Annotated in this window: 21 protein-coding genes and 2 pseudogenes; 10 read left to right on the top strand and 13 right to left on the bottom strand. The window is 40.2% G+C overall.

Annotation, left to right across the window (positions count from 1 at the left end):
• Nucleotides 1-117 precede the first annotated feature (117 nt).
• Entirely contained in the window at nucleotides 118-1,080 is a 963-nt protein-coding gene (locus NDQ71_RS24010) for an AraC family transcriptional regulator (RefSeq protein WP_086960547.1), read from the top strand.
• A 32-nt stretch (nucleotides 1,081-1,112) separates the two neighbouring features.
• Here the strand turns inward: NDQ71_RS24010 and NDQ71_RS24005 are convergent, their stop codons facing one another.
• Nucleotides 1,113-2,468, bottom strand: a complete 1,356-nt coding sequence (locus NDQ71_RS24005) for an MATE family efflux transporter (protein WP_086960546.1) — start codon at nucleotides 2,466-2,468, stop codon at nucleotides 1,113-1,115.
• Nucleotides 2,469-2,859: 391 nt separating this feature from the next.
• On the opposite strand from NDQ71_RS24005, the gene NDQ71_RS24000 reads away from it, so the two are divergent.
• Nucleotides 2,860-3,078 (top strand): hypothetical protein, encoded by a 219-nt coding sequence (locus NDQ71_RS24000; protein WP_301563117.1) that lies wholly within the window; start codon nucleotides 2,860-2,862, stop codon nucleotides 3,076-3,078.
• 53 nt (nucleotides 3,079-3,131) lie between these two features.
• Nucleotides 3,132-4,291 (top strand): IS3 family transposase gene (locus NDQ71_RS23995; protein WP_086962489.1). Its coding sequence is split into 2 segments (ribosomal slippage): nucleotides 3,132-3,405 and nucleotides 3,405-4,291, totalling 1,161 coding nucleotides; the frame shifts between segments, so codons are not numbered across the junction.
• A gap of 178 nt (nucleotides 4,292-4,469) precedes the next feature.
• Here the strand turns inward: NDQ71_RS23995 and NDQ71_RS23990 are convergent.
• Nucleotides 4,470-6,013, bottom strand: a protein-coding gene (locus tag NDQ71_RS23990) for an IS3 family transposase (RefSeq protein WP_225736794.1) whose coding sequence is annotated in 2 segments (ribosomal slippage) — nucleotides 4,470-5,560 and nucleotides 5,560-6,013 — 1,545 coding nt in all. Because the reading frame shifts where the segments join, the coding sequence is not laid out codon by codon here.
• Nucleotides 6,014-6,209: 196 nt separating this feature from the next.
• Here NDQ71_RS23990 and NDQ71_RS23985 point away from each other — a divergent pair.
• Nucleotides 6,210-7,454: a transposase gene (locus tag NDQ71_RS23985; protein WP_301563116.1), complete on the top strand. Its 1,245-nt coding sequence runs from the start codon at nucleotides 6,210-6,212 to the stop codon at nucleotides 7,452-7,454.
• 32 nt (nucleotides 7,455-7,486) lie between these two features.
• On the opposite strand, the gene NDQ71_RS23980 is transcribed toward NDQ71_RS23985, so the two are convergent.
• From NDQ71_RS23980 to NDQ71_RS23970, 3 genes are read right to left on the bottom strand one after another with little or no spacing between them, the layout of a single operon-like run.
• Complete coding sequence (locus NDQ71_RS23980; protein ID WP_171048693.1) at nucleotides 7,487-7,648, bottom strand: hypothetical protein; 162 nt, start codon at nucleotides 7,646-7,648, stop codon at nucleotides 7,487-7,489.
• 39 nt (nucleotides 7,649-7,687) lie between these two features.
• On the bottom strand, nucleotides 7,688-8,179 hold the full coding sequence (locus NDQ71_RS23975) for a hypothetical protein (RefSeq protein ID WP_192543158.1): 492 nt from the start codon (nucleotides 8,177-8,179) through the stop codon (nucleotides 7,688-7,690).
• Nucleotides 8,180-8,188: 9 nt separating this feature from the next.
• A complete protein-coding gene (locus tag NDQ71_RS23970; RefSeq protein WP_192543159.1) occupies nucleotides 8,189-9,376 on the bottom strand; it encodes a PAAR domain-containing protein in 1,188 nt (395 codons plus the stop codon).
• 333 nt (nucleotides 9,377-9,709) lie between these two features.
• Between NDQ71_RS23970 and NDQ71_RS23965 the strand changes: the two genes are divergently transcribed.
• Entirely contained in the window at nucleotides 9,710-10,270 is a 561-nt protein-coding gene (locus NDQ71_RS23965; RefSeq protein WP_024601495.1) for a recombinase family protein, read from the top strand.
• Between the two features lie 41 nt (nucleotides 10,271-10,311).
• Here the strand turns inward: NDQ71_RS23965 and NDQ71_RS23960 are convergent, their stop codons facing one another.
• Together NDQ71_RS23960 and NDQ71_RS23955 are read right to left on the bottom strand one after the other, a co-directional pair.
• Nucleotides 10,312-11,286, bottom strand: coding sequence for an IS4 family transposase (locus NDQ71_RS23960; RefSeq protein ID WP_301563115.1), 975 nt, complete (start codon nucleotides 11,284-11,286; stop codon nucleotides 10,312-10,314).
• 53 nt (nucleotides 11,287-11,339) lie between these two features.
• Nucleotides 11,340-12,403 (bottom strand): IS3 family transposase gene (locus NDQ71_RS23955; RefSeq protein WP_192543022.1). Its coding sequence is split into 2 segments (ribosomal slippage): nucleotides 11,340-12,151 and nucleotides 12,151-12,403, totalling 1,065 coding nucleotides; the frame shifts between segments, so codons are not numbered across the junction.
• Nucleotides 12,404-12,518: 115 nt separating this feature from the next.
• Here NDQ71_RS23955 and NDQ71_RS23950 point away from each other — a divergent pair.
• Nucleotides 12,519-12,695, top strand: a pseudogene (locus NDQ71_RS23950) (ISAs1 family transposase); the annotation flags it as partial.
• An 864-nt stretch (nucleotides 12,696-13,559) separates the two neighbouring features.
• On the opposite strand, the gene NDQ71_RS23945 reads toward NDQ71_RS23950, so the two are convergent.
• On the bottom strand, nucleotides 13,560-13,943 hold the full coding sequence (locus tag NDQ71_RS23945; RefSeq protein WP_192543021.1) for a helix-turn-helix domain-containing protein: 384 nt from the start codon (nucleotides 13,941-13,943) through the stop codon (nucleotides 13,560-13,562).
• Between the two features lie 89 nt (nucleotides 13,944-14,032).
• On the opposite strand from NDQ71_RS23945, the gene NDQ71_RS23940 reads away from it, so the two are divergent.
• From NDQ71_RS23940 to NDQ71_RS23925, 4 genes are all read left to right on the top strand, one after another.
• Nucleotides 14,033-14,875 carry an SDR family oxidoreductase gene (locus tag NDQ71_RS23940; protein WP_192543020.1) on the top strand — a complete coding sequence of 281 codons (843 nt, stop codon included), beginning with the start codon at nucleotides 14,033-14,035 and terminating at the stop codon, nucleotides 14,873-14,875.
• 358 nt (nucleotides 14,876-15,233) lie between these two features.
• Complete coding sequence (locus NDQ71_RS23935) at nucleotides 15,234-15,701, top strand: hypothetical protein (protein ID WP_192543019.1); 468 nt, start codon at nucleotides 15,234-15,236, stop codon at nucleotides 15,699-15,701.
• Between the two features lie 10 nt (nucleotides 15,702-15,711).
• Nucleotides 15,712-16,296, top strand: coding sequence for an SCO family protein (locus tag NDQ71_RS23930; protein WP_192543018.1), 585 nt, complete (start codon nucleotides 15,712-15,714; stop codon nucleotides 16,294-16,296).
• 19 nt (nucleotides 16,297-16,315) lie between these two features.
• Complete coding sequence (locus tag NDQ71_RS23925) at nucleotides 16,316-16,750, top strand: copper chaperone PCu(A)C (protein WP_192543017.1); 435 nt, start codon at nucleotides 16,316-16,318, stop codon at nucleotides 16,748-16,750.
• Nucleotides 16,751-17,122: 372 nt separating this feature from the next.
• Here NDQ71_RS23925 and NDQ71_RS23920 read toward each other — a convergent pair.
• The 5 genes and pseudogenes from NDQ71_RS23920 to NDQ71_RS23900 form a co-directional block, all read right to left on the bottom strand.
• Nucleotides 17,123-17,330: pseudogene (locus tag NDQ71_RS23920) on the bottom strand (transposase); the annotation flags it as partial.
• A gap of 436 nt (nucleotides 17,331-17,766) precedes the next feature.
• The gene (locus NDQ71_RS23915; protein WP_192543015.1) at nucleotides 17,767-19,062 is read right to left on the bottom strand and encodes a PepSY domain-containing protein; all 1,296 of its coding nucleotides are present in this window, start codon (nucleotides 19,060-19,062) and stop codon (nucleotides 17,767-17,769) included.
• Between the two features lie 55 nt (nucleotides 19,063-19,117).
• Nucleotides 19,118-21,481 carry a TonB-dependent receptor gene (locus NDQ71_RS23910; RefSeq protein WP_192543014.1) on the bottom strand — a complete coding sequence of 788 codons (2,364 nt, stop codon included), beginning with the start codon at nucleotides 21,479-21,481 and terminating at the stop codon, nucleotides 19,118-19,120.
• Nucleotides 21,482-22,149: 668 nt separating this feature from the next.
• Entirely contained in the window at nucleotides 22,150-22,314 is a 165-nt protein-coding gene (locus NDQ71_RS23905; protein ID WP_301563161.1) for a hypothetical protein, read from the bottom strand.
• A 554-nt stretch (nucleotides 22,315-22,868) separates the two neighbouring features.
• Nucleotides 22,869-23,825: a glycoside hydrolase family 43 protein gene (locus tag NDQ71_RS23900; protein ID WP_301563160.1), complete on the bottom strand. Its 957-nt coding sequence runs from the start codon at nucleotides 23,823-23,825 to the stop codon at nucleotides 22,869-22,871.
• Nucleotides 23,826-23,861 lie beyond the last annotated feature (36 nt).

Genomic DNA, 23,861 nt, shown 5'->3' with positions numbered 1-23,861 from the left:
TATTGAGTTATTTTGATTTATTACGACCTGTGCAAATCTCAATCTAATTGATAATAATTATCATTTATAGTACTTTGACGATTACTCAATAGAGAATAAAAGCTAAGAGATATAACTATGGCCTATGTAAAAAGTAACGTTCAGTCTGCCTTTAAAATGTGTGAAGGATTTGAAGGAGGGGGCGAAAATCGACTTGCGGATTATGCAACAACAAAAGTCGAGCTCGATGAAAATGTGTGTTTAGGCCATGGTTACATCGTTGAGCTAGCCCCAGGGCTAAATATTACCTACAGCGATGTTACTTTCAATCGACCTACAAGCTTTAAGGAGGTTGCGCAAGACTACTTTGGTGCTTGCCTCGCAATAGAAGGTCGTGTCGAGGTATTGGTTTCTGGTGAGTCGGAATCGATAATTATTGATAAAGACAACGCACTTTTTTTTGTCTGTCACCAAGGGGAGCTGGAGTTTCGTTACGACACTTCTCAAACAAAATTTATAAACTTCTGCGTCCCGAAATCAATGATGGCGTTGTTATTTGAAGATGGTTCGGATGAGCTTTCTGAAATCAATCGATTTGAGTCTGTTCAGGTGACTTCTGATATTGTTAAAAACGTAGAAGAAATTTTTCGTTCCAAATTAGGAAAAACGGCCAACACACTGTATCTGCAAGGTAAAGTATTAGAGCTGCTTGCCCTTATCTATCACAACATGCACCGAGAGGTTAACCTATGTTGTGGAATGACACCACGAGACATGGATTGTATTCAGTTAGCGGCTCGTATTATGGAAGAGCGTATGGACTCTCCGCCTTCATTAATCGAGTTGTCCCGCCAAATCGGTATTAACGATAACAAACTGAAGAAAAACTTTAAGTTGGTCTTCGGCGAAACAGTTTATGGTTTTTTGTCTAATAAACGCATGACTAAGGCTGGAGAGCTTCTCGTGGTGGGGGATCTTTCCGTTCAGGAAGTGGCGAATATTGTGGGATTTAAACATGTCGGGCACTTTTCGAAAAAATTCAAAGAGCAGTACATGTGCAGTCCGAAACAATACAGACGAAAATCGGTTAACGTAGGATAAGAAAAGGCTCAAGCATCGCTTGAGCCTTTTTTCTAGGCGTTTGCTAGCTCGGGTTTGTGTACATTTTTCGTTAATTGAAGGTAGCTTTGTGTCCCTAACAGTAACGCAGCAAAGGTCAGTCCACAGGTGAGTAATAGCCAGATATGTTCGATGTCGGGTTGGTCAACGAGCCAACCTTTGACGCCAATGGCATAACTGATAGGTATAATAACAATCCAATAGACAAACAACACGGTCACAAGAGGTCGAACAAATTCTTCAAGGCCTCGTAAGATGCCTGCTGCGACCATTTGTATTGCGTCCACGAGCTGAAACATCGCAATGAAAATGATCAGGCTCGAAATGAGGGCTATCACTTCTGGGTCTTCGCTAAACCAAGGCGCAATTTGTTTACCAAACACCAAGATTAGCACAGTCATGATTCCACCATACAGCGTAGCCATGGTGAGCGCGGCGATACCAGAGCGTTTCGATTCAAACGGCAGAGACATTCCCCTGTACTTGGAGACTTGAATGGTCGCGGCACTGCTTATTGCTACCGGAATCATGAATACGACCATGGCAACATTAATGGCGACTTGATGCGCCGCGACCACTTTTGTGCCAAGTACCGAAGCAAAGAAAGCTAACGCCGTCAGTGCCAAGACTTCTAAGATGAGTGCAATGCCAATCGGTAAGCCTTCTAGCATTAGGTTTCTTGCCTCTGAACTCTCGACGCTTCGATTGTTATTATTGAGGGATTTAAGTGACTTTCTGGAAAGGGCGAATAAACAGAAAAGAGCACAATACGTTGTGATTGCCGTTGCAACCCCGCAGCCTAATCCTCCTAGTGCTGGTAATCCTAGGTGACCATTAACGAGCACAAAATTGAGCACACTATTGAGCACTAATAATAGAGCGCCAGTGAGGGCGATCGGTAGCATGTCTCCTCGGCCTTCATTGAAAAATCGATAAAGGATCATGTAAGTCAGGCCCGGCACAGCAAAGGCGACAGCATGAAGATAGTGCTGACTGATTTTTGCAACTTCTTGATCAGAGATAATGTAGGGCGCTGAGAAGGCAAAAAGCTGCAAAGCAAGGAACCCAAGTACAGAAAGCACAGTGGCATTACGCTTCCCCAAAGCTAACAGTTTCGCGCAAGCTTCATTATCTTGTTTGGCATCGGCCGATGAAAATTTGGGAACCAAGGCGTACATAATGCCAATGATGAGAATGGCGATCGGAGTCCAAATGTTACTCGCCAGTCCGACTGCTGCGAGATCCTTATAATGGTATTGCCCAGCGAGAAGGGTGTCGACGAGCCCGAGTGATGCTTGGCATATTTGGATAAACATTAGTGGTAAAGAGAGCTTGATGATCTCTTTATAAATTGGTGGTTTATTGTTCATGTGTCAATCCAGGTTAAGTTATGTTACGAGATATCGCTATTGTGGCATGCAAGGCATAATGTTTTTGTCATCATGCGGAGCAATATATTCACTTCACGGATTTGATAATGGATATCATTAGCATTTAGATGGTATTGGTTTAACCTGATGTTCCTTTTAAAACATTATTGGGACATCTCACGTGTTAGTAGAACAAACTTCTCCGCTTGAAAGAGAGCAGGGTGCCCATTATTTCTTACTTCCTGTTGGGCGCGAAGTATCGGATTTGTCGGCATTAACCTCACGACCGATACCGGCTTTAGACAGCAGAAGTTCACAGGAATATGTTTCACACCTTCTTTCTGTTGGCGCTTCAATGACTGGGCAAGGGTACGTCGAATGCAACGTTTTGATGAATGAACAGTGGTATGCCGGTTCAGTCGAATGGTCACTTCGTCAGCAGACAATAAAACAGTTTCGTTTTGAACCCATAGCTTCACCAAAGAAAACCGTTCGTACGGTAGTGAACTTTGATGCCGTAAACTCAAATGAGCTTCATGCGTTGCTAGGCTTTGATGCGGATGTATTGGTCGTGTCGTTAGGCAGTGATCACGGTATTGTAATGGTCTAATGAAACTGGACAGGTTTATAGCGTAAAATGAGCTAAACCCAAAAGGTATCACTATGACCAGAAAATCAAAAGTAACACTCAGTGCACAACAAAAACTTGAATATGCCAAATTAATGGTAGAAGAAGGTTATACCAATAAGCAAATTGAAGAGATGTCTGGCGCAGGAAAGTCAGCAGTATCACGTTGGAAGCAACAATATCTATCTGAGCTAGATGGTAAGAGCCCGGGAAATGTACAAGCACTCACACCAGAACAGCAACGTATTCAATTGCTAGAGAAGCAGCTACAGCGAGCTTTAAGGGATAATGATATATTAAAAAAAGCCACCGCTTTCTTCATTCGCGACAATCAAAATTTAAAGTAATTAAAGCGTTGAAGAAAGCGACCCCAAGCTATACGGTATCTGAGTTGTGTCGTGCTTTAGAAGTCAGTACAAGTAGTTATTACTATGCGCCCGTCGCGCCAAATAAGTCAGAGCAGGCACTGCTGGAGTTAATTAAATCTATCGCTGACGATTCTGGTTATACGTATGGTAGACGCAGAGTGAACGTTGAACTGAATGCGTTAAATCATACGATTGGAATATATAAAACAGCGGCACTGATGAAAAAGTTGAATATAAAAGCCATCAGGCCGAAGAAAAAACATTACTACCCTAACTCAGGTGATGAACATAAGTACGCACAGAACCTCTTAAAACGAGAGTTTAACCCTGATTCACATAACACGCATTGGGTCGGTGATATTACCTATATCAGGAACCATCAAGGGTGGAGCTACTTGGCCTGTGTGTTAGACTTATCAACGAGGGAAGTTGTAGGGTATGCCTTATCAACAAGCCCAAATGCTGAATTGGCTATAGCAGCATTGAATAATGCTATTAAGCGTCAACAGCCGGTTCTTAATCAACTGATGTTTCATTCCGATCAGGGGTGTCAGTATTCTGCGGCCTCGTTTAGAGCTCGGTTATCACAACTAACTATAACGCAAAGTATGAGTCGTCGAGGTAATTGTTGGGATAATGCAGTAATGGAGCGATTTTTTAGAAGTTTAAAAACAGAGCGACTGAATCGCCTGTCATTTATAAATCATCATTCAGTTATAAGTGAGGTGGACAATTATATTCAGTTTTACAATTACAAACGTAGGCATTCTACGCTTAATTATATGACGCCACATCAGAAATATAATGAATTAAAAAATGCCGCTTAGAATCTCTACAGAATTTGTTGACCATTACAATAGTGTGCAACTGCCAAAGTAGAAGTAGTTTGGTTTTATCTTGGATGTTTTCATTTTTTTCCAAACGAGATAAAAATTCTCCTAATAGTTCAGGACGAATGGTAGGCATGTTTCGGTGTTTGTCAAACTAGTTGTCGCGATCACTACGTTATGCACTCTCAGCCTTGACACTATTTTGTTCAGGGTTTAAGTACACTTCTTTTGGTAAATCCCAATTACGGATATTACCGCTCCAGCGCTCAGGGTGAGCATCTTTAGCACCTTGATAAACTTCTTTTCTATTAGCCAATATGTCACCCGCTAATCCTGAATGCCTTTGATGTGGGCTGACGTATTTGATGCCACTATGTTTGTGGTTAAAATTATACCAGTGGCTAAATTTCAACACCCAACTACGCGCCTCATCAATTGTTGAAAACCCTTTATACGGATAGTCAGGGCGATATTTACACGTTTTAAATATCGACTCAGCATAAGCATTATCATTGCTCACCCTAGGACGATTAAAAGACGACACGACACCTAAACTATAAAGTGTTTCAAGCATTGATGAGCCTTTCATTGGGCTTCCATTATCCGAATGCAGTACCAGAGGATTATCTTTAACTCCTTCTTTTAAATGAGCTTTCTTAATTAATATTGATGCATTTTCTGCTGATTCGTCATCATGAATTTCCCATCCAACAATCTTTCGACTAAATATATCGAGTATCAAATATAAATAAAAATGCAGCCCTTTAGCGGGGCCTGGTAACCAAGTAATATCCCAACACCACACTTGGTTTGGCCCTGTAGCACAGTGTGTCGTCGGTACTTTTCTCTCTTTTATCTGACTACGTCCGCGAGCGTTTTGCTGTTTTTCTTCATGAAGAACACGATAATATGTTGATTCAGAAGCAAGATAAATACCCTCATCTGCTAATGTAGGGACGATTTGGCTTGGTGGTAAGCTCTTAAAATCATCGCTATTAACGATGGCTAATATGTTATCTCTCTCTGCTTTTGATAGCTTATTTTTTGGCTCAGGGCGCTGAGATATTGGTCTACCATCTGTTTTTATGTTCCCGTCAACAGTCCAACGTTGATACGTCCGGACACTGATCCCAAGTTCACGGCAAGCTTTAAACTTTGGCGCACCAGAACTCACAGCTTCATTAACTAGTTTAACTGCTTGAATGCGAGCTGAGTCGAGGATCATTCGTCCTCGGCTTCCCCCCAGATCGCATTTGCTTTTTTTCTTAACACCAATAGTGCTGCGGTTTCAGCGAGTGCCTTATCTTTTCGACGTAGCTCCTTTTCTAATTGATTGATCTGTTTTTTATCTTTCTTTGTTTCGGTGGAGAAGGCTTTTTCTTGCTCTTTAACGTTAGCGTTTGCATCTATACACGCATTTCGCCAAGCCGATACTTGTTCCACATAAAGACCTTTGCCTCGGCAATATTCCGCTAACTCAGCTTGATTTAAAGAGGCTGTTTCCAACACGACTGAGAATTTATTTGCTGATGACCACTGCTCAGCATTCTTTCCATCACCTGGCACTAAATGCCCCTTATCAATTGCTTGTTTTCGCCAATTATACAAGGTTGATTCACCAATCCCCATCTCGATTGATAATTGGGCTATTGCTATATTATTTGGAGGCATCATCTTCTGAAGAGCCGACTCTTTGCTTTGCGCTGAATAATGTTTCATTGTTACTCCACGCCCTCTGTTTAATGGTTGAATATTAAGCGCGACAACTAGTCTGACAGAGAGGGGTTCACATATTTTCAATGGGGATAATAAGTATGTTGAAGTAATACCTGGTAAGGCAGATCTAAAGTGGTCAATTCCCAACAGTCGTTGGCAACAAACAATTGATAATCCCCTCTACAATCAAATCCAGCATATGGGTATTGTTGAGTTAATGCTGTTTGTTGACGAGAAAACTAATTACTTAAATGCTTTTACGCATATTGCTACGACCAAAGAAAAGTCACCAGTAGATAAAGAAGATTTAGTTGCTTGTATACTTGCCAACGGTACGAACTATGGCCTATATAAAATGGCAAATATCTCCGATCGTTCAATGGGCAAACTACGCAATGTCGATGATAGTTATGTAAGATATGAAACCCTTAAACAGTCTAATGATCAAATATCAAATGCTACTGCAACATTACCCATATTTGCTTACTACCACGTTGATGATAATCAGTTATTTTCAAGCATCGATGGTCAAAAGTTTGAATGTCGTATCAATACCTTTAAAGCCCGTTATTCGTCTAAGTATTTTTCTAAAGCCAAAGGCGTTTCAGCATTAACTTTAGTGTCAAATCATGTACCGGTGAATACTCAGGTTATTGGTGCTAACGAGTATGAAGGCCACTTTGCGTTTGATTTACTTTATAACAATACCTCAGAGATACAGCCCAATACTTTATCGACCGATAATCACGGTACCAATAATGTTAACTTCGCTATTTTAGACTTTTTTGGTTACACCTTTGCGCCTCGATACGCAAAAATGAAGCGAGTATTTTTTGATTTATTTGAAGTCACTGAAGAGGACGGTGGACGTATTCAACTAAAGAAAGATATTAACCATAAATTAATCGCTGAAGAGTGGGATAGTATTCAACATATTGTTTGTTCGTTGAGTCGAAAAACAACGACTCAAAGCACGATTATAAGAAAACTCAGTAATGGCAAAAGCCGTACTTTGACAGCTTTGCATGAGTATGACCGTTTAATCAAAGCGATTTATGTCTTGGAGTATGTAGACAATTCAACACTGCGCCATTATGTCCAACAAGCTTTAAACCGTGGCGAAGCCTATCATCAATTAAAACGAGCCATTACCTCAGTCAATGGCAATAAATTCCGTGGTGGCAATGATTACCAAGTATCACAATGGAATGATTGTGCTCGACTCATTTCTAATTGTATTATTTACTATAATTCATCGTTGTTATCTGCCTTTTTGCAGATCCAAGAACGCAATGGTAGACAGGACGTTGTAGATATTATTTCAAAGCTTTCGCCCGTTGCATGGCAACACATTAATTTAAACGGAGAATATGCTTTTAATAAGAATCGTAAAGCAATTGATTTAGCTGGATTGCTCAGTAATATCGAGCCAATAGAAGAATAATGCAGGTTAGTTTAGGGTAAATATCAAATTTATTATTGATCATCACAAATAACTAATCGTGTATTAGTGGCACCTTGGTATGTACTTTCATCAATTATTAAACAAAGTGACTCCTTGCATTCTTCGCAAGTAAATGGCTCTAAATCTTGCCAGTCTTCAATCTCAATATGTTGATCACAATTAGGGCATTTCATAGAAAATAGGCTTCAGTAAGATTAATCCAAAATGGACAGCTATAGCTGTCCACCTTTAATTTTAGCGGCAATATCTTCAAAGATTTGGATTAGCCCACCTTCAAATAAAAATGCATCGGTAAATGTGTATTCTTTTGCTAAATCATCTTCTTTTCTATCTAAGGTTACAAAAGAATATCCACCACCGCCATTACCATCAGCATTAAAGGCTCGACCAAGTTTAATACGCTCACCTTCAATTTCCGTTTTGTCATGAAACTTACCTTTTGGTAACCCTCCTTCAGCCTCAGTTTTAAAGAACTTATGCTCTAATGTATCTAAATACCACAGTAAACCACGCTTCGGGAATTCAATTTGGTAGTGGAGCCATTTTTGCTTTCTTTCTTTCCAGTTTGTATTGGAAACAATCATGTGATCGCCATCTATCAAGAAGTAATAAGTTACTGTAGGCTCTATATCATCTTGAATACTGGCTACCACTCGTGGGTCTTGTGCCACAGTTAAAGGGTCTATGTCGTTAAAGTGTCTCATGCTTGTTCCTTAGGCATTATTGAGAGGAATACGAGTGACAATACCGGCTTTTTCCAGCTTGCCTAATGTTTGCGGGTTTTTATCAAGAGTGAACGTCTCTACTGGCCCGAATTGTTGGCCTTCTTGCGCAGGGCCAAAGGGGGTAATGGGGTTATCTGTATTATTGTCTTTGGTCATGCCATTACCTAAGAATTGTTCGTTTGCACCGAGCCTCTTGTTCATTTGATGGCGAACTTGCAATATCCGACGTTGGTCTGCATCGAAACCAAGGTCGCTAGCAAGATCATTAAAGTCTTCTTTACGATCAAGGTTTACATCTTTTTCTAGAGCTGTTTTATAAATCTGTTCATAAGACTCACTAAATTGGGGTGTCATACACGGTTCAATTAAATGTTCACGGCCCTCGAATTCATCAGCAAGCTCTGTTTGAGAAAAATCGGTCAGGTTATCATAGGTAGGAATTAGGCTCACCATATCACCGTTGGTATTGGCTTGCTCTTGGTCTATTAACAGTAAGGTGTATTCTGCATCAGGGTTATAATCGATACCAACTGATTGCGTTATTAACTCGGCATCTTTATCTGCGTGTTCTAATTGGGTATAAGTGGTGGTCCAATAAGTGGCGGTGGTTGCGCCTTGTGGCATATAACCAATAGTGCCATCGTCTCCTGCGTATTTTGTTTCAATGACACGGACGATAAACTTTTCATTTAACCCCTCTTCAACAACACGGACTTTATCAGCGGTACTGTAAGGTGGTTGTGGCAGTGGTTGCTGGGTACTACGAGATGCTTGTACTTTTTTTGTCGCTTGTTCCATACGCGTAAGGGTTTCTTCTTTACTTTGTGGTGGTTTGGGTAAATGGCTACTGCTACTGGCAGGCGCAACACCGCGAGCGCCACGCCCATCGCCTATTAATACGGTTGGGCATCCCACAACAATTTTTCCACCATGTCCGCATGAATCCCCCAAACGAGCTGCGGGTTTGCCATTAATTAACACGGTTGCAGACCCTGCTGATACTTTATCAGGTGGCCCAATACACACAGCTGCATCACCAACACGCGCAGCAGGCATACCACCAATAATCACATTGGGTGAGCCGGAAATAATCGGGCCACCTACATGTGGCACTGGTCCCGGTTCAACTTTTGGACAAACATGCATATCGCCCAAACGGGCAGCGGGTTTACTCATATAACATTCCTTATTATTTAATTGGTTGGGTTTACTGAATTCCTTACATCGAAAAGTGACAGCAATAGGCTCAGTTTAAATTTATGCTGACCCAAAACTATGATATAGCAATTCTACCATTACAATACTCTTTTGTTCCTTTTTTATGTTGTTAGCGTAGCGCAAATTAGTTAATTCTAGTTAGCTTTTAATACTAAGATTGCTATCACCTTAAATTGTCTACAAACTCATAATATATAAGACATCCTAACAATGGGTGTTTTCAATGTCTACTAATTCGATTATTATTAATTAATAGACAGTTTTTCTAATAATCCATTTAGTAGACACGTAATGAGAAAATTTGGGTACGCTCGTGTATCAACTAGTCAGCAGTCACTTGAAGTCCAAAAAAAGGCCTTATTAAAGGAAGGTGTAAGAAGTTCCAGAATATTTAGTGATGTTGGTAGTAGAGCAAATTTAGATCGAGAAGGACTAAATTTACTTCGAATAAAAGTAGAAGAAGGAGACTTAGTGCTTGTTACTCGATTAGACCGATTGGGTAGCGATACATCTGAAATGATTAAATTAATTAAAGAGTTTTCAGAATTAGGAGTCTATATCCGTTTCATCAAGGAAGGATTAAGTACCGAGGGTACAATGGGCAAAATGGTAGTAACAATATTAAGTGCTGTTGCTGACGCCGAAAGAGAGCGTATTTTGGAGCGAACAAATGAAGGGAGAATTGATGCTAAGTCCAAGGGGATTAAATTTGGTAGAAAACGTTCTATTGACCGCGAGAAAGTGATTCATTTAGATGTTCAAAAGGTTGGAGCTACAGAAATAGCGAAACAACTAGGTATTGGACGCTCTACAGTATATGCAATTCTCAAAGAAGAAGCACAAAAAGAATGATGCACATCAAGTTAATGCCGATTTCGAGGAGATCGGCTATTTCAGGCCAAGGTTATTTTCGAGGGGATGGGCACAAAACCCCTAACACTTTTTTGATCTCGAAATCCTGCTTCTATCTGCATTCTCATACCATATAATTTGAGTACTTTTTCGAGAAAGTGGTGCCTCTTTGGAAGAGAAGAAACGAGTAGCCAAGGCTCCTTATAACCACGTTTTTTATCTCTTTTTAATAACTTATGTCCCTTGCCAACCAGCACTGCATGAGTTTGATATTTTGCACTTTTGGTCAACTCGGTCGCGCCAAGATACTGGCTCTTACGTTGATTGCTCTTGAATAGTGACTGGCATGGAACAAACTCATCGCTGCCCTGCGTTTTCAAATGTGCCGTACCTCGAACACGGCTAATATAATGCCAGCCATTGTTTCGCACGGCTTTGAGCCAAGGAACTTTAAAGCCCGCATCCGTCACAATTACGGGCCGGCAGTCACCCGGCAAAATCAGTTTGAGCATCTTTAAGAACCGTTTTTGAACTTTTGGGCAATGATACTGAAAACTGAATGCACTTTCCTGATACAGGGTCAAAGAACGACCTTCACTGGCAATGCTGGCACGCAGAATACAGTATTTGGTTTGTGTATCTGCATGACTCCAATCAACCAAAATGACGGGATGCTTTTCAGTGACCACAAAACGGCTTAAGCGAACATAAACCGATGTCGACTCACGCAAAAGCTCGTGGTTATTGAGTAGTCGATCAATACGTTTAATATCATGTTTTTCAGTTGTTTTTGAATCCAAATTGCGACCAATAGATGTCAAGGTGCATTGCTGACAGTGCAAAAGAGATTTAACGGCAGCGACTAGAGTATTAAATCTGGCTTTATGAATAGAGTTAGGGGTGACAGCGCGGAGCATATTGTGCAAAATAGTAGACGCATTCATGGTGTTTAGTTCTGTTGTTTTTAAGCGATTCATAAGATCACAAAACACCATGAATGTTCCCTCACTACCCATATTTTTTAACACTATTAGTTCATTGATATATAAAGGCTAATTTTGGGGATACTTTAGGGTGTTATGCCACCTATGCCCATGTTAGGGCGTTCATTATTGTAAGTCCATAACCAATCGGTAGCTCTGTCTTGTAACTCACTAATGTCACTGTAAATATAATGACTTAGCCAGTCATAACGAACTGTTCGATTAAAGCGCTCTATATACGCATTTTGCTGTGGATTACCAGGTTGAATAAATCGTAATTCGATCTCATTATTCAATGCCCATTGAGCGAGTTTATGGCTAATATATTCTGGGCCATTATCACACCTGATGGCTTTAGGTTTACCGCGCCACTCTATAATTTGATTTAACGAGCGGAGCACACGCTCAGCAGGCAGTGATAAATCAGCATCAATAGTCAGTCCTTCGCGATTAAAGTCATCTATTACATTAAATAAACGACACGCTCTGCCATCCGCTAGTTGGTCATGCATAAAATCCATTGACCAGCATTCATTAATGGTTTCTGGTACAGCCAATGGCTCAGGTTTGTCTCTCTTTAAGCGTTTCCTAGGCTTTATTCGCAAGTTTAACTCAAGCTCACGGTAAATGCGGTAAACTCGTTTGTGATTCCATTTATATCGTTTTACATTGCGAAAATATAAAAAGCATAGCCCAAAGCCCCAATTGCGCTTTGATTCAGTCAAATCGAGTAACAGCTCTGCTATTTTTAAGTTTTCATTTTTTAATGTCGACGTATAGCGATAACACGTTTCACTGATCATGAAAGTGCGACAGGCTAAGGCAATACTCATTTTATTTGTACTAACGACTTCATGTGCCAATATCTTGCGCTCAGAAGCCTTCACCACTTTTTTGCCATAGCCTCTTGAATGACCTCGGATTTAAGTCGCTCTTCAGCATACATTTTCTTCAAACGACGGTTTTCATCTTCAAGTTCTTTCATTCTCGTCATTAAAGAGGCATCCATACCGCCGTATTTTGCGCGCCATTTATAGAAGGTTGAGTTGCCCATACCATGTTCACGGCATAGCTCAGGGATCGGCACACCGCTTTCGGCTTGCTTTAAAATAGCGAGGATCTGACTGTCTGTAAAATGTGCTTTTTTCATAATTTTCTCCTGTGTTTACAATAAGAGAAAATTCTACGTTTGACACCCATTATTTTTCGGGGGGATTACCGGAGTTATTGTTTCTTATAGGAAAGAAAAAAACAAAGTAAGCAATGAGTTATGCTATAGATACTACATCAGTTCAGCATATCTATCGGCGGAAGAACTCGCAAGATCCGCACGGCAACATTGGCGTTTAGATGTTGGATTTAAAGAAGATGATTGCCGAATTAGGCGTGAAGGTGCAGCACCTGTATTTGCGGGGCTGAGACACATCGCATTTAATCAGCTAAAAGCAGAAACAAGCTTTAATAAAGGCATGCCCGCAAAACAGAAAAAAGCTATGCGCAGTACAGATTACCTTGAAAAGGTATTGAAATCATAGACTTTTTCATGATCTTGCCCTGGCTGAATACCCTTTAATTACAGTACAAGCTTTAAATGCTCGATAAAAAAACAATCTATCATAAACAGAATTGGCTTCTAACTTACTATATCTCTTGTATAAGTTTGCTAACTGTATTCTTACTAAAACTTGATATCAAAACCCTAAGGATAAGATCTTTATTTTTTTACCCCATTACTATGTGCGTAAACGGGAAAGTGTATTTCTCTTTCATTTATATAATTTAATGCAGAGTTATTTGCATTAACGGGAGGTTCAACACTATTTCCCTCACAGTTGATATCAATCTATAAGCTTTAAGGTATATGTGAGTCCCAATAGTTGATACTAATTATGTGTGTGAACGGGAAGGCACATTCCCCTTCCACTTATATAGTTTCATACCGAATTATTTGCATCAACGGGAGGTTAAACACTCTTTTCCTCACAATTGATATCAAATTATAAGCTTTAAAGATATATGTGAGTCCCAATAATTGACACTCACTATGTGTGTGAACGGGAAATTTCTATTTAGTCATTGGGTGTCTAGCAAACTATGGGAAGTCCAAAGTGTCCGGCTGGAGTTGACCAGAACACTAGGTACTGTCCATAAAATGTAGTTCATAAGTCAGATCCTATTTCACACTTTTAAGAGTATTAATTGTAACAATGAGTTTTCACTAAAATATCGTAACAGTGGCCAACATTTTACAAACGCTTCCCAAACACCTTCATCGGTTTATCGCTGGTTATTCAATAATTAAACAGCTACTCCGGCAATTTAATCCTAATATTAGCCAAGCTCGCTTCGTTATATTTTACATTTCCTATAATTGTCTCATCAGGCACTGTGTCTCCCCAGAGTTTCATTGACTCCAACACATCACGTAAACCGCATCCTAGCGCCGTGAGTTCATAAACAACCCGAGGCGGTGTTTCAGCATAGGCTGTGCGTGTAACTATTCCATGCGCCTCGAATCTTTTAAGCCTATGTGAAAGGGTGTGTGCACTAATGCCTTGTAGTGCATTGCGTAGTTGTGTGAAGCGCTGAGGGCCTACGAGCAGCTGCCGAACGATCAACGTAGCCCAAGGACCATCCAGAAGGGCTAAAAACCTCGCAACTCCACAGCATGGAACTTTATTTTCAATCATGACAATAATTCTCTAATAGTGCATTTGACGTAACCAGTTTGATCATAGCACAATTAATGCTCTGTTTAGTTAACTATTAGGGAGAATCTATGACATATATAGTTCATGGTGCAACAGGGGCACAAGGGTCCCCATTATTTAAAAAATTAACGACTGAAGGTAAGAATGTCGTAGCCGCTATTAGAAATCCCGAGACTCTTGATGCCGGTTCAACAGTGACAATTGATCTCTCGTCGGTTCAATCGTTGGTTGCTGCTTATTTAGGGGCTGAGGGCGTATTTATTCATTTGCCCTTGGGCCCAGAAAGCTTGCGTCTTCAATATACGCAAAATATTATTGAAGCGGTTGGAACTTCCCGTCCTAAGCGCTTGGTAATTTCGACTAGTGGGTGCGCATTAGGTGATCCTGAGGATAAAAGCGCCTTGCCTGAACTTATTCGCGGCGTTGAAGCAACGGGAGTATCGACTGCAGTAATTGCGCCGCGTTTGTACCTTGAAAACTTGTTGTTGCCGATTGTGAGCGAAGCTGTGAAAATGGAGGGAATCCTTCCATATCCACTGCGTTCAGATTACCCTGTTTCTTGGTGTTCACATTTGGATGTTGCTGATGTTGCTGCCGCACTTTTTGCAGATACATCAGTCAATGGAATTGTTGAGATTGGTCAGTTACCGGCTGTGACTGGAGATCAACTGGCAAAGTCATTCGCCACTCATTTAGGAAGAGAAGTAAAATATAGCAGTTTAACTCCAGAAGAGTTTGGCACGCGTTTAACGGTATTATTTGGCGAGGCCGCAGCGGCAGAAGTTGTTGAAATCTATAAAGCAAAAGCCCTCAGCAAAGATTCTGCAATTGCAGCCAATATAAGTGCGCAGCGCCTTTTAGGAATTAATCCGCGCTCAGTTGAACAGTGGCTTGTTGATATTGGAATGTAAAAACTTATCCTATTAGGATTAATTTTATCGACCTAGATTTCTCAGCTCAACGAAGCCCGTTGAGCTAGCAACTCGAAGATTATTGATTTCAATAAAAAATGCACTTTATTTTAATCAATATATTTTCATCACTGATAAGTAAATAGTATAAACCAAGAAGATAGCTTATGAGGCTTATCAAAGAATCTTTGGTGATCTGGACTCCACTGCAGTAGACGAGTATATGAGTATAGATTTTATACAGCACAATCGGACCATAGCTGAAGTCCAGAGTCTAAAGGATGCGACAATATGTCGCATTCACTTCTTAAAAAAAACCTATATCATAGTGACACGATTACAGTAATTTAGTCTTTCAATGTCTGAGACAAAATCACAATTGATTTATGCCCTAGGTCTGGTGCTCTTGTTAGCCATAGTTATAGCTGGCCCATTTATACAAAAAAAGCTTGAACCGGACGCAGTCGTTATGAAGGCCTCTCCATGTGATTTGCAACAGGGGGCCTGTACAGCAGCATGGGAAGATATGTCATTAACACTAACAATGGGGCCAACACCTCTCATCGCGCTAAGGCCTATAGATGTAGGTCTTGTTCTGAAAGGTGTTCCTGAGCAACATACGGTCAAATTGAGGTTACAAGGTGCTGAAATGTATATGGGAGAGATCCGTAGCACATTATCACCAAAACCTAACATGCCGGGGCTATTTACAGGAAAAACCTATTTGTCGATATGTACAGATATTCATATGATTTGGCGCGCAACTGTATTCATACAAACTCCAACTCAACTCTACGCCGCCCATTTTAACTTTGCAGCTCAATGAGGCATGCCTAATGATTATTAAGAAATTTAGCATTATAACTACAGTCATCATTTCTGTTTTAATTATAACAATCTTTGTTGGGAGACAATTGAAACAACCTCAGCCGGGTCTGCCAGAATATGGAGGAGACTTTACACTCCAATCAGAGCAAGGGCCTGTATCACTGCCCGATTTTCGAGGGCAAGTCGTCATCTTATATTTTGGTTATACCCAGTGTCCTGATATTTGCCCAGTATCTTTATCTGTTGTCGGTCAAGCGATACGCCAGCTACCTTTGCCGCAACAAAAAAGCGTACATGGCATTTTTATAAGTGTGGATCCCGACAGAGACACCCTTAAATATTTGAAAACATATACATCATTCTTTTCCGAGCACATTACTGGAGTCTCTGGTAGTAAGTATGAGATCGATAAAATAGTCCAGCAGTATGGTGCTTTTTATCGTTTTGTCGAACTTAAAGACTCTGCAATGGGTTACTCCGTTGATCATTCTGCACTCCTGTACCTGATAGATAAAGAGGGGGGGCTGGTCAAAACCCTTCCACACAATATGAATCCTGACCTATTAACCAATGAGATAAAAAGCCTCTTTTAATTTATGGAAATTTTTTAGTATGCGAAAAACACTATGTTCATTTTTATTGTTCACCTCAATTCATTCGTTTGCCGACAGCATTGTTGAAGTAGAGCGAGCTTTTGCTGTGGCCGTTCCACCCGGACAAAGAAATAGCGCTGCATTTATGACGCTCAAAAACAATTCGGCACGACCCCTTATGCTAGTCGCTGCTGATTCAAGTATTTCTGAAATCTCTGAATTGCATACACACAGCGAAGTTGATGGCGTAATGATGATGCGTAAAATAAATCAAATAGAGATCCCTTCGAAGGGCAAAGCAGAGTTGAAATCCGGTGGCTTGCATATCATGCTGATAGGGTTAAAAACTGAGTTATCTGCTGGCAGTAAATTTGATTTATCACTGAAATTCTCTGATGGTTCAGAGCAAGATATTGTCGTACCGGTAGAATCAATCTCAATGCAATCTCATTGAGGTGACTATATGGCGAAAATACAGTAGCAACCCTCTGTCGGAAAATGATATTGCTCCAATGGATTAGTTGGTGAGCGTTACTCGTTATTAATCACCTTTGCTTATAATATCCTCAATATCCCGCCATTTTTAGGAACATTGGCAGGTTGAGTCAAGCGATTGGTTTTGACAAACTCTTTAATTTTTTGCGTTATGAGGCTACATGACTCACTAAATCCATACGCTACCCAAATAATCGTAGACTTTGGTGCAATCTCTTTGATCAAAATCATATCTTATTCTCCCATGGACACGGACTCTCGGTAAACATATAGCTAACGATATCTAGCCTTGCTTAATGTTACAGGGTAATAGCGGTTCAAAGTTATTTGGCTACCCAGCAAGGTACTTCAAGCAAATAAAGATAAAAGTGGTGGCCTTTGCAGTTTCAAAAAACTATAAAGTATCCGGCTGGTATGCACACATTGATAGTATTTGAGGACAGTCAGTTTTTTCGCCCTATCACGAACGGTTTTATTGCTGACTCTGCGTGGTTATTATCAATACTCCGTCTGACATCTTCAAGATAACGCCGGAGCTCTTCAAGCTGATTTATAACGTAGTTGATACCATAGAGTTTACCAATCAGGTGGAGTGCCACATACGCGACTTTAATGGTAATTAAGCAAAACAGCTGACAGTGCTAAATATGCAAGTATAACTAGTATAATTAATCGCCACGACAGACTAGCAAGAAACCTTATTTATAACGACATTACAACCACCACAACGTATAATCACGAGTGGATAAAGCCGAAGATTGCAGCTGACGATATCGGGGCGTGGAAACCAATGTTAGTCGACACCAACAGCAAACAGCTCAAGCTGGAGGTTCCCCCTACACCTTCTGAACAGATAATGTCTGAATTCCAAGATAAAACGGTGCAGTTTTTACAAACTAAATCGTTTTTAGCAACTGAGCAAAATAATATAACAGCATGTACTAGATGCTATGTTATTTAAGTAAACCTATTCTACTAATTTGTAAGCCCTAAAAATGCCTGAACTTTAGGCAGCTTTGGAAATAGCCAAGTTTCTAAAACTAAAATAATAATCAAGGATATTAACAACATCGGCATTAACGCAGCTAAAAGTAACATAAGTACAATAACGCCTTTGCTTTTACTTAGTTTTTGCTGCTGTAGTTTTGGCGGCGTCCCTAAACGCCCAGGCGGTTTGCGCTTGCGCCACAACACAAAGCCACTGACCGACATAATCAATAACGCTAATGCCACAATAACGCCCAATAACTGATTAGCCCAACCGAATAATTGTCCTTCATGAGCCGCAATCCCTACGCCTATCACTCTATCAAGCAACGCTTTATCACCAAAACCGTTACGTTTAACCACTTCACCGGTATAATTATCCAACCAAGCATTTTGCCGTAACGGGCGATTTTGCGCTTGTGAGGTTAACTTCCAGACTTGCTGCGTTTCGTCACTGACTGACAGCTCCGCTGGAGCGGCGAAGTCAAGAGCCATCGCCTGTTGGTAAGCTTTTTCCGATAAAGAAATATAACCATTAGATTGCAAACGCCATGTTTGTAGTTCTTGTTTTTTATTGCTCGTCCAGTCTGTACTGGTCATCTGGGTAGCGCTTTTACGCAGCTCTTTAAAGCCAGAGCCCCATACTTGCGTCCAAGGCAGCCCAGTTATAAGCAAAAATAGCACTAACAGACTGCTCCACATACCGATAACAGCATGCAAATCACGCCAGAAACGTCGTCCTCCTTGCCTTATTCTTGGATAAAATACTCCCGCCATGCCTTTACTTTCGATGGGCCACCATAAATACAATCCAGTTAACACTAAGAATATTGACCAACATGCGGCAAGCTCCACCAATAAAGAGCCATTATTTCCGGCCAATAAATTACCGTGTAAGTCTTTTACCCATTCAATAAAACGGCTATCCCATGCCACCACATCCATCACATCTAAAGTATAAGGGTCGACATAAACCAAATAACGTTGATTGTTTTTTAATACACTTACTCTTATTGCATCTTGATTATTTTGCGGTAATCGATAACTTTGAAATTGTCCGCCAGGAACTGCACCCATTGCTTTTTCAACTTGCTGTGCTGGTAAAGTACGTGTTGCAGATGTTGAATTGGCAACATAATCGGCTTCACGCATGTGTTCTATTTGTGGTGTAAATAAGTAAATAGCACCGCTAATAGATAAAATAATTAAAAAAGGAATACAAAATAATCCAGCATAAAAGTGCCAGCGCCAAAGTATTCTATACGTATTTTTTGAGTTGTTCATTAATCAGCGCTCATATAAAAATACCCAGTTATCACAACTGGGGATAATTGCTTTATTACAGTTGATATGACAGATTTAAATATACCGTACGACGTGGCCAAGGATGGGCAACATAAGTAAGTTCATTGGTTAAATTATCAATACCGACACTGGCTTTAAGTTCGTCATTGATCATGTACTGGCTTTTGAAACCAAACAATAAATAACTATCTGCCGCGCCATAAACTTGGTCAATAATATCATCATTTTGCAAACGAGCATAAACGTCACTAGCATATTGAGCATTTACACTGACATTCCAATCGTCATTAATCGCGTAGGTAGACAATAAATTTGCACGCCATTTTGGCATACGAGGATACACGTTACCTTCCCACTCAGGATTCGCGCTGTTTTCGGTAATACGGGCATGGGTATAGGTCATATTAAAGCGCAAATCTAAACCATCAATTCCGACATTCGCTTGGTTGAAAATAAACTCAGCGCCCTTTGTTTCGGTTTTATCTAAAGGGACAAAGGTACTCAAATTGGTCCCATCGTTAATACCACCTATTATGGTGGTGCTTTGTGACTCAATGGCATCATCAATTTGGTCGTAAAATAAATTAACTCGCACATAACCACCATCTAGATCACGGTTTAGCATTAAATTTTGATGAAATCCATTTTCTGGCGCAAGATTGGGATTCGACTCATTAATGCTGTTGTAAGCTTGATACTGACGGAATAACTCTTCAACAATAGGAAAACGGTATGCTTTAGCAATGGAATAACGTACCAACCATTTGTCAGCTGGATAATAACCGATGGTAAATTTAGGAGATGTTTTTTTGTATTCAACACTTGGCGCGGCCACAAGTTCCAGTTGATTGATAGCCTTATTAACTTCGCTGTAATAACCATTGCTACTTTCAAATTGCTCATAACGTAAACCTAACGTCATGTCCCAGCGTTTATCGTCACTCCAGTTTAACTGTGCAAATATTGCATTCAACTGTGTTTCGCCGCCAAAACTGCTGCTATAATTTTGCTTATCTCCAGCTAAATAGTCGTCAGTATTATATACATTAAGATTTAACTGATAATCTTCATGGCGTATGCCTGAGAGCAAGTTTATTCTAGGGATAATAAAGTCTGACACCGTAACCGTTACATCACCGGTGGTCCAGCCTGAGTCATCATAGTCAGTAATTTTACCATTACCATTAAATGCAGGATCGTTTGGATGAAGAGCCGATGTGCGAGTTTCATCTTTAAGAATATCAAACTGATTGATATTCGCTTCAAGTTCAATGTCGTCACTAAGTTCGACTTTAAGGCGTAAGCCTAATGATAAACTCTCGCGCAATAAATGACTGTCGTTTAAGCCGGACGAATTAAACGAAAACATAGTACCATTAATTACTTCATTATTAGCACTGTAGACTTTATTACCAGTAGCGTCTCGAATATAAGACTGCCCGACATTATCACTAGAGCGGTCTTCATAAGCCAAATTAAACAAGGCTTGCCAATTACTTTGTTGGTAACCAATCTTCACTTTATAGTTGTTGGTTTGGCTAGTAACAATGCCTGTATCGCCATACCAGTAAACGTCTCTATTGCGTGAGTCTACCCCGGCAGAGCCACCAGTTTTACTACTTTGTTGATCAGAGCCTGAGGCGCTAGCACTACGAAACGTTTGTGGCTGAGCATCGTTATCCAAATGATTGAATGACACGTAGTAACTTAAGTTATTCACTTTATCACCAAAGGATACAAAAGTTTTATATCCACTGACATCTTCATCAAAATCATACGCTTTGGCTTGTTGGGTAAACATACTTAAGTCAGCATTAAACTCGCGCTCCTGTGGAATTTCGGTTTCAATATTTATCACGCCGCCCATTGCATTGCCGCCATACTGAGCTGAAAACGGCCCATACAATACACTCACTTGAGCAATTTCACTGGCTGACACCATAGTCCAGCGCGGCGCACCAGACCAACGAGACTCCAAATAATAATGCAGAGGCACACCATCAGCAAACACCATAGAACGCGCGGTTTGAAACATATTGGCGCTGCGTATCCCTATAGTGCCATTAGCATCACCAATAAAACGTCGTCTAATCACTAAACTGGGTTCGTATTTCACTAAGTCTTCAGTGGTAATGGCATTAATTCCAACCATATCCGACGGCAACAGTAAACTTTCGGGGCTGGTATAACCGGGTTCATTAGCGCTAAGCCTTTTACCCCAAACATTTAAAACCTCTGGCGATGATTTAGTGCTTTTATCAATGTTTTTTTCATCCGTTTGTTGTTCAACCAAGTCCGAGTCTTGTGCAAGTTCATTGGCGATTAAAGGTGTAGCTATTACAGATGTGATTAAACTGCTGGAAATTAAAGCGATTTTAAGGATGTATTGATTAAACATAACGATATTAAAAACAGTATTATTGGAAGTTGCGGCACTTTAACCAAAAACCATAATCTACAACAGTGACAAATTGTCGCACCCTAGCCAATAGTTGTGCCTTAGATACTAAGGCACAAAGTAACCGATAACGACGCCCCTCGTTAATTCATTTAAAAATCAATATATACTGAACGTTACTATTATAGTCGTTTTCATAAAGACATAAAAAACTTAGTGATGAATTGTAAGCGTCCTGTTCAAGTTCACCTTCAACGATTGCAACCAGACAATCAATGGATTTTAGAAAATCCACGGCATCGCGATAGAATTGATATAGGCGGGTTCAACGAACATTCTCATCAGGCAAGTCGGCATAGTAATTGGCCCAGATAAGGTGCAGGCGTTGTGAGCGCGTATCATTTTATCCGTAAATTACAGTGGTTACTGTATACAACAGAGCCAGTACAGGGTTGGAAGTTACTTTTTAAAGCGAAAAATCAGAAGGCTCCACTCCCAAAAAAACCTCCATCGTTAAAGTGGGCATATTATGCGATAACAAAACTTGGAAGTTGACACGATAGTAAACGAACTGGACGTGTTGGTGCAAAAAAGCCATGTGGGATGGTTGAGTAAAGCTGGTATTTTTAGTCGAGTCCTATGCTTTTATGAAAGAGCTCGACTTGTGATCAAGAGACAGGCTGTAAGCCCCAATCTTCATCATTTAGAAAGATCCCACGATATTGAACTGATAGCGACTGTACAATATTTTGTTCTGCGACTGTCAAGGCTAGTGCTAACTCAGTTTGTGATAGCACAGTAACGTCTTGCCCGCCACTACCAAGGTGATACACCAAAACGCTCCACTATCTCAAAAATGACATAATATAGTATACCTCGCACATCACTGCCGATAACAGCAAGCTGCTGCTCATTTGCGTAAGTATAAAACTTTCCCACAGCCTTAGAAATTGCTGTTAATAAACTCATTTAATTAATCGAGCTGATATTTGACCAATATAAATACCACTTTCAACTATTTGTGCTGTTTTAACTAGCGCTAATTGCTGACCGGTCAGCTTATATACCCTTTATCAATTATTCCACTGCCCATTCAATAAGCTGATCAGTTTGTCCACCAAGACAATAGCGTGTGAGTTTATCCGTTAAAGCTCGCAGCTCGGTTTGAGCTGCATTTAGATCTTAGCTAATACTGGAGACTTTAACTGTCTGACTTACTTCAATGTTAGTATCGGAACAAGCAACTGTAGCAATAACCAGACTATTAAGAGCACAAATTTTGCCAAGTTTTAATATCATGATGAATGCTCTATTTAATAAATATTTAGAGCTTTTAAAAGTGAATATGGGCGAGCTTAAGCATAACGATGCTACGCCCCATGTACGGTTAATTATATTGTTGTAGTAATTTAGTTAATTTTTCCGCTGGAATTTTTAAAACAGTACCGTGGCGAGTACCTTTTGGCACAGTTAATTGTGCAGATACATTTTGCCATTGATTAAAATCTTGTGTCCGCATAGCGCCATATTGATGGTTAATATACTCGTCATAATAGACATAAAACCAATCTTGATGTTTAACTATTGTTGGCCCTTCAACCCAAGTATTTTCTGGCGTAAACGCTTGCTCAGTAATCTCCCAAGGACCAAATATTGATGAACTACGTGCAACTTTTAAGTTTTTAGCCGCAGGGTAACGTGTTTCATCCTTTAAGATCATCACATAATCATCATCTGTTTTGATAATCGTAGAATCAATCACATTAAAATCCGGCTGATAAAAAATAGTAGTTTGCGAATAATCTTTAAAGTTTTGAGTGGTGGTGGCATAAATTCGATGATCCCACCCCTTATCAGCTTGTTTTTCTGTTTCAGGAAATTTACCTGGAATGGTAGACGCCCAATAAATGACATATTGCTGATTATCATCATCCCAAATGATTTCAGGTGCCCATGCATTTTTAGCTGTTGGAAAATTTTTCATTACGGGAATAAATTGTTGCTCTGACCATGTTATCAAATCTTTAGAATGAGCAACCCCAATACCACCGTCTTCCCAACTACTTGTCCAAACCATATGAAAAGTATTATCCGGCCCCAAAATAATGCACGGATCACGCATTAATTTTCCACCTACGTCTGGCGTTAACACACTTTGATCTTGATTGATTGCTGTCCAAGTTAAACCGTCATGACTATACGACAAATGCAACCCATCATTGCCATTGCCTCTGAACGAAGAAAATATATATACATCGTCCTTTGATTGTTCAGCAAGATGAGTATCACCTACGGCACAACTACATAACATGACTAAAACAATTAACGCTAACGGTAGGTTCATAGGGTTCTTATTTTAATATAGATGGTTTTGGTAACT

The organism is Pseudoalteromonas sp. KG3 (assembly GCF_030436385.1).
GTDB classification, from domain to species: Bacteria; Pseudomonadota; Gammaproteobacteria; order Enterobacterales; family Alteromonadaceae; genus Pseudoalteromonas; species Pseudoalteromonas prydzensis.
The sequence above is the reverse complement of the archived record's forward strand: the minus strand, read 5'-3'. Positions and strand labels throughout refer to the sequence as shown.

Bases quoted from the DNA above. Each gene is read 5' to 3' on its own strand.
- NDQ71_RS24010 (WP_086960547.1), top strand. From the start codon at position 118: ATGGCCTATGTAAAAAGTAACGTTCAGTCTGCCTTTAAAATGTGTGAA.
- NDQ71_RS24005 (WP_086960546.1), bottom strand. From the start codon at position 2,468: ATGAACAATAAACCACCAATTTATAAAGAGATCATCAAGCTCTCTTTA.
- NDQ71_RS24000 (WP_301563117.1), top strand. From the start codon at position 2,860: ATGAATGAACAGTGGTATGCCGGTTCAGTCGAATGGTCACTTCGTCAG.
- NDQ71_RS23985 (WP_301563116.1), top strand. From the start codon at position 6,210: ATGGGTATTGTTGAGTTAATGCTGTTTGTTGACGAGAAAACTAATTAC.
- NDQ71_RS23980 (WP_171048693.1), bottom strand. From the start codon at position 7,648: ATGAAATGCCCTAATTGTGATCAACATATTGAGATTGAAGACTGGCAA.
- NDQ71_RS23975 (WP_192543158.1), bottom strand. From the start codon at position 8,179: ATGAGACACTTTAACGACATAGACCCTTTAACTGTGGCACAAGACCCA.
- NDQ71_RS23970 (WP_192543159.1), bottom strand. From the start codon at position 9,376: ATGAGTAAACCCGCTGCCCGTTTGGGCGATATGCATGTTTGTCCAAAA.
- NDQ71_RS23965 (WP_024601495.1), top strand. From the start codon at position 9,710: ATGAGAAAATTTGGGTACGCTCGTGTATCAACTAGTCAGCAGTCACTT.
- NDQ71_RS23960 (WP_301563115.1), bottom strand. From the start codon at position 11,286: ATGGGTAGTGAGGGAACATTCATGGTGTTTTGTGATCTTATGAATCGC.
- NDQ71_RS23945 (WP_192543021.1), bottom strand. From the start codon at position 13,943: ATGATTGAAAATAAAGTTCCATGCTGTGGAGTTGCGAGGTTTTTAGCC.
- NDQ71_RS23940 (WP_192543020.1), top strand. From the start codon at position 14,033: ATGACATATATAGTTCATGGTGCAACAGGGGCACAAGGGTCCCCATTA.
- NDQ71_RS23935 (WP_192543019.1), top strand. From the start codon at position 15,234: ATGTCTGAGACAAAATCACAATTGATTTATGCCCTAGGTCTGGTGCTC.
- NDQ71_RS23930 (WP_192543018.1), top strand. From the start codon at position 15,712: ATGATTATTAAGAAATTTAGCATTATAACTACAGTCATCATTTCTGTT.
- NDQ71_RS23925 (WP_192543017.1), top strand. From the start codon at position 16,316: ATGCGAAAAACACTATGTTCATTTTTATTGTTCACCTCAATTCATTCG.
- NDQ71_RS23915 (WP_192543015.1), bottom strand. From the start codon at position 19,062: ATGAACAACTCAAAAAATACGTATAGAATACTTTGGCGCTGGCACTTT.
- NDQ71_RS23910 (WP_192543014.1), bottom strand. From the start codon at position 21,481: ATGTTTAATCAATACATCCTTAAAATCGCTTTAATTTCCAGCAGTTTA.
- NDQ71_RS23900 (WP_301563160.1), bottom strand. From the start codon at position 23,825: ATGAACCTACCGTTAGCGTTAATTGTTTTAGTCATGTTATGTAGTTGT.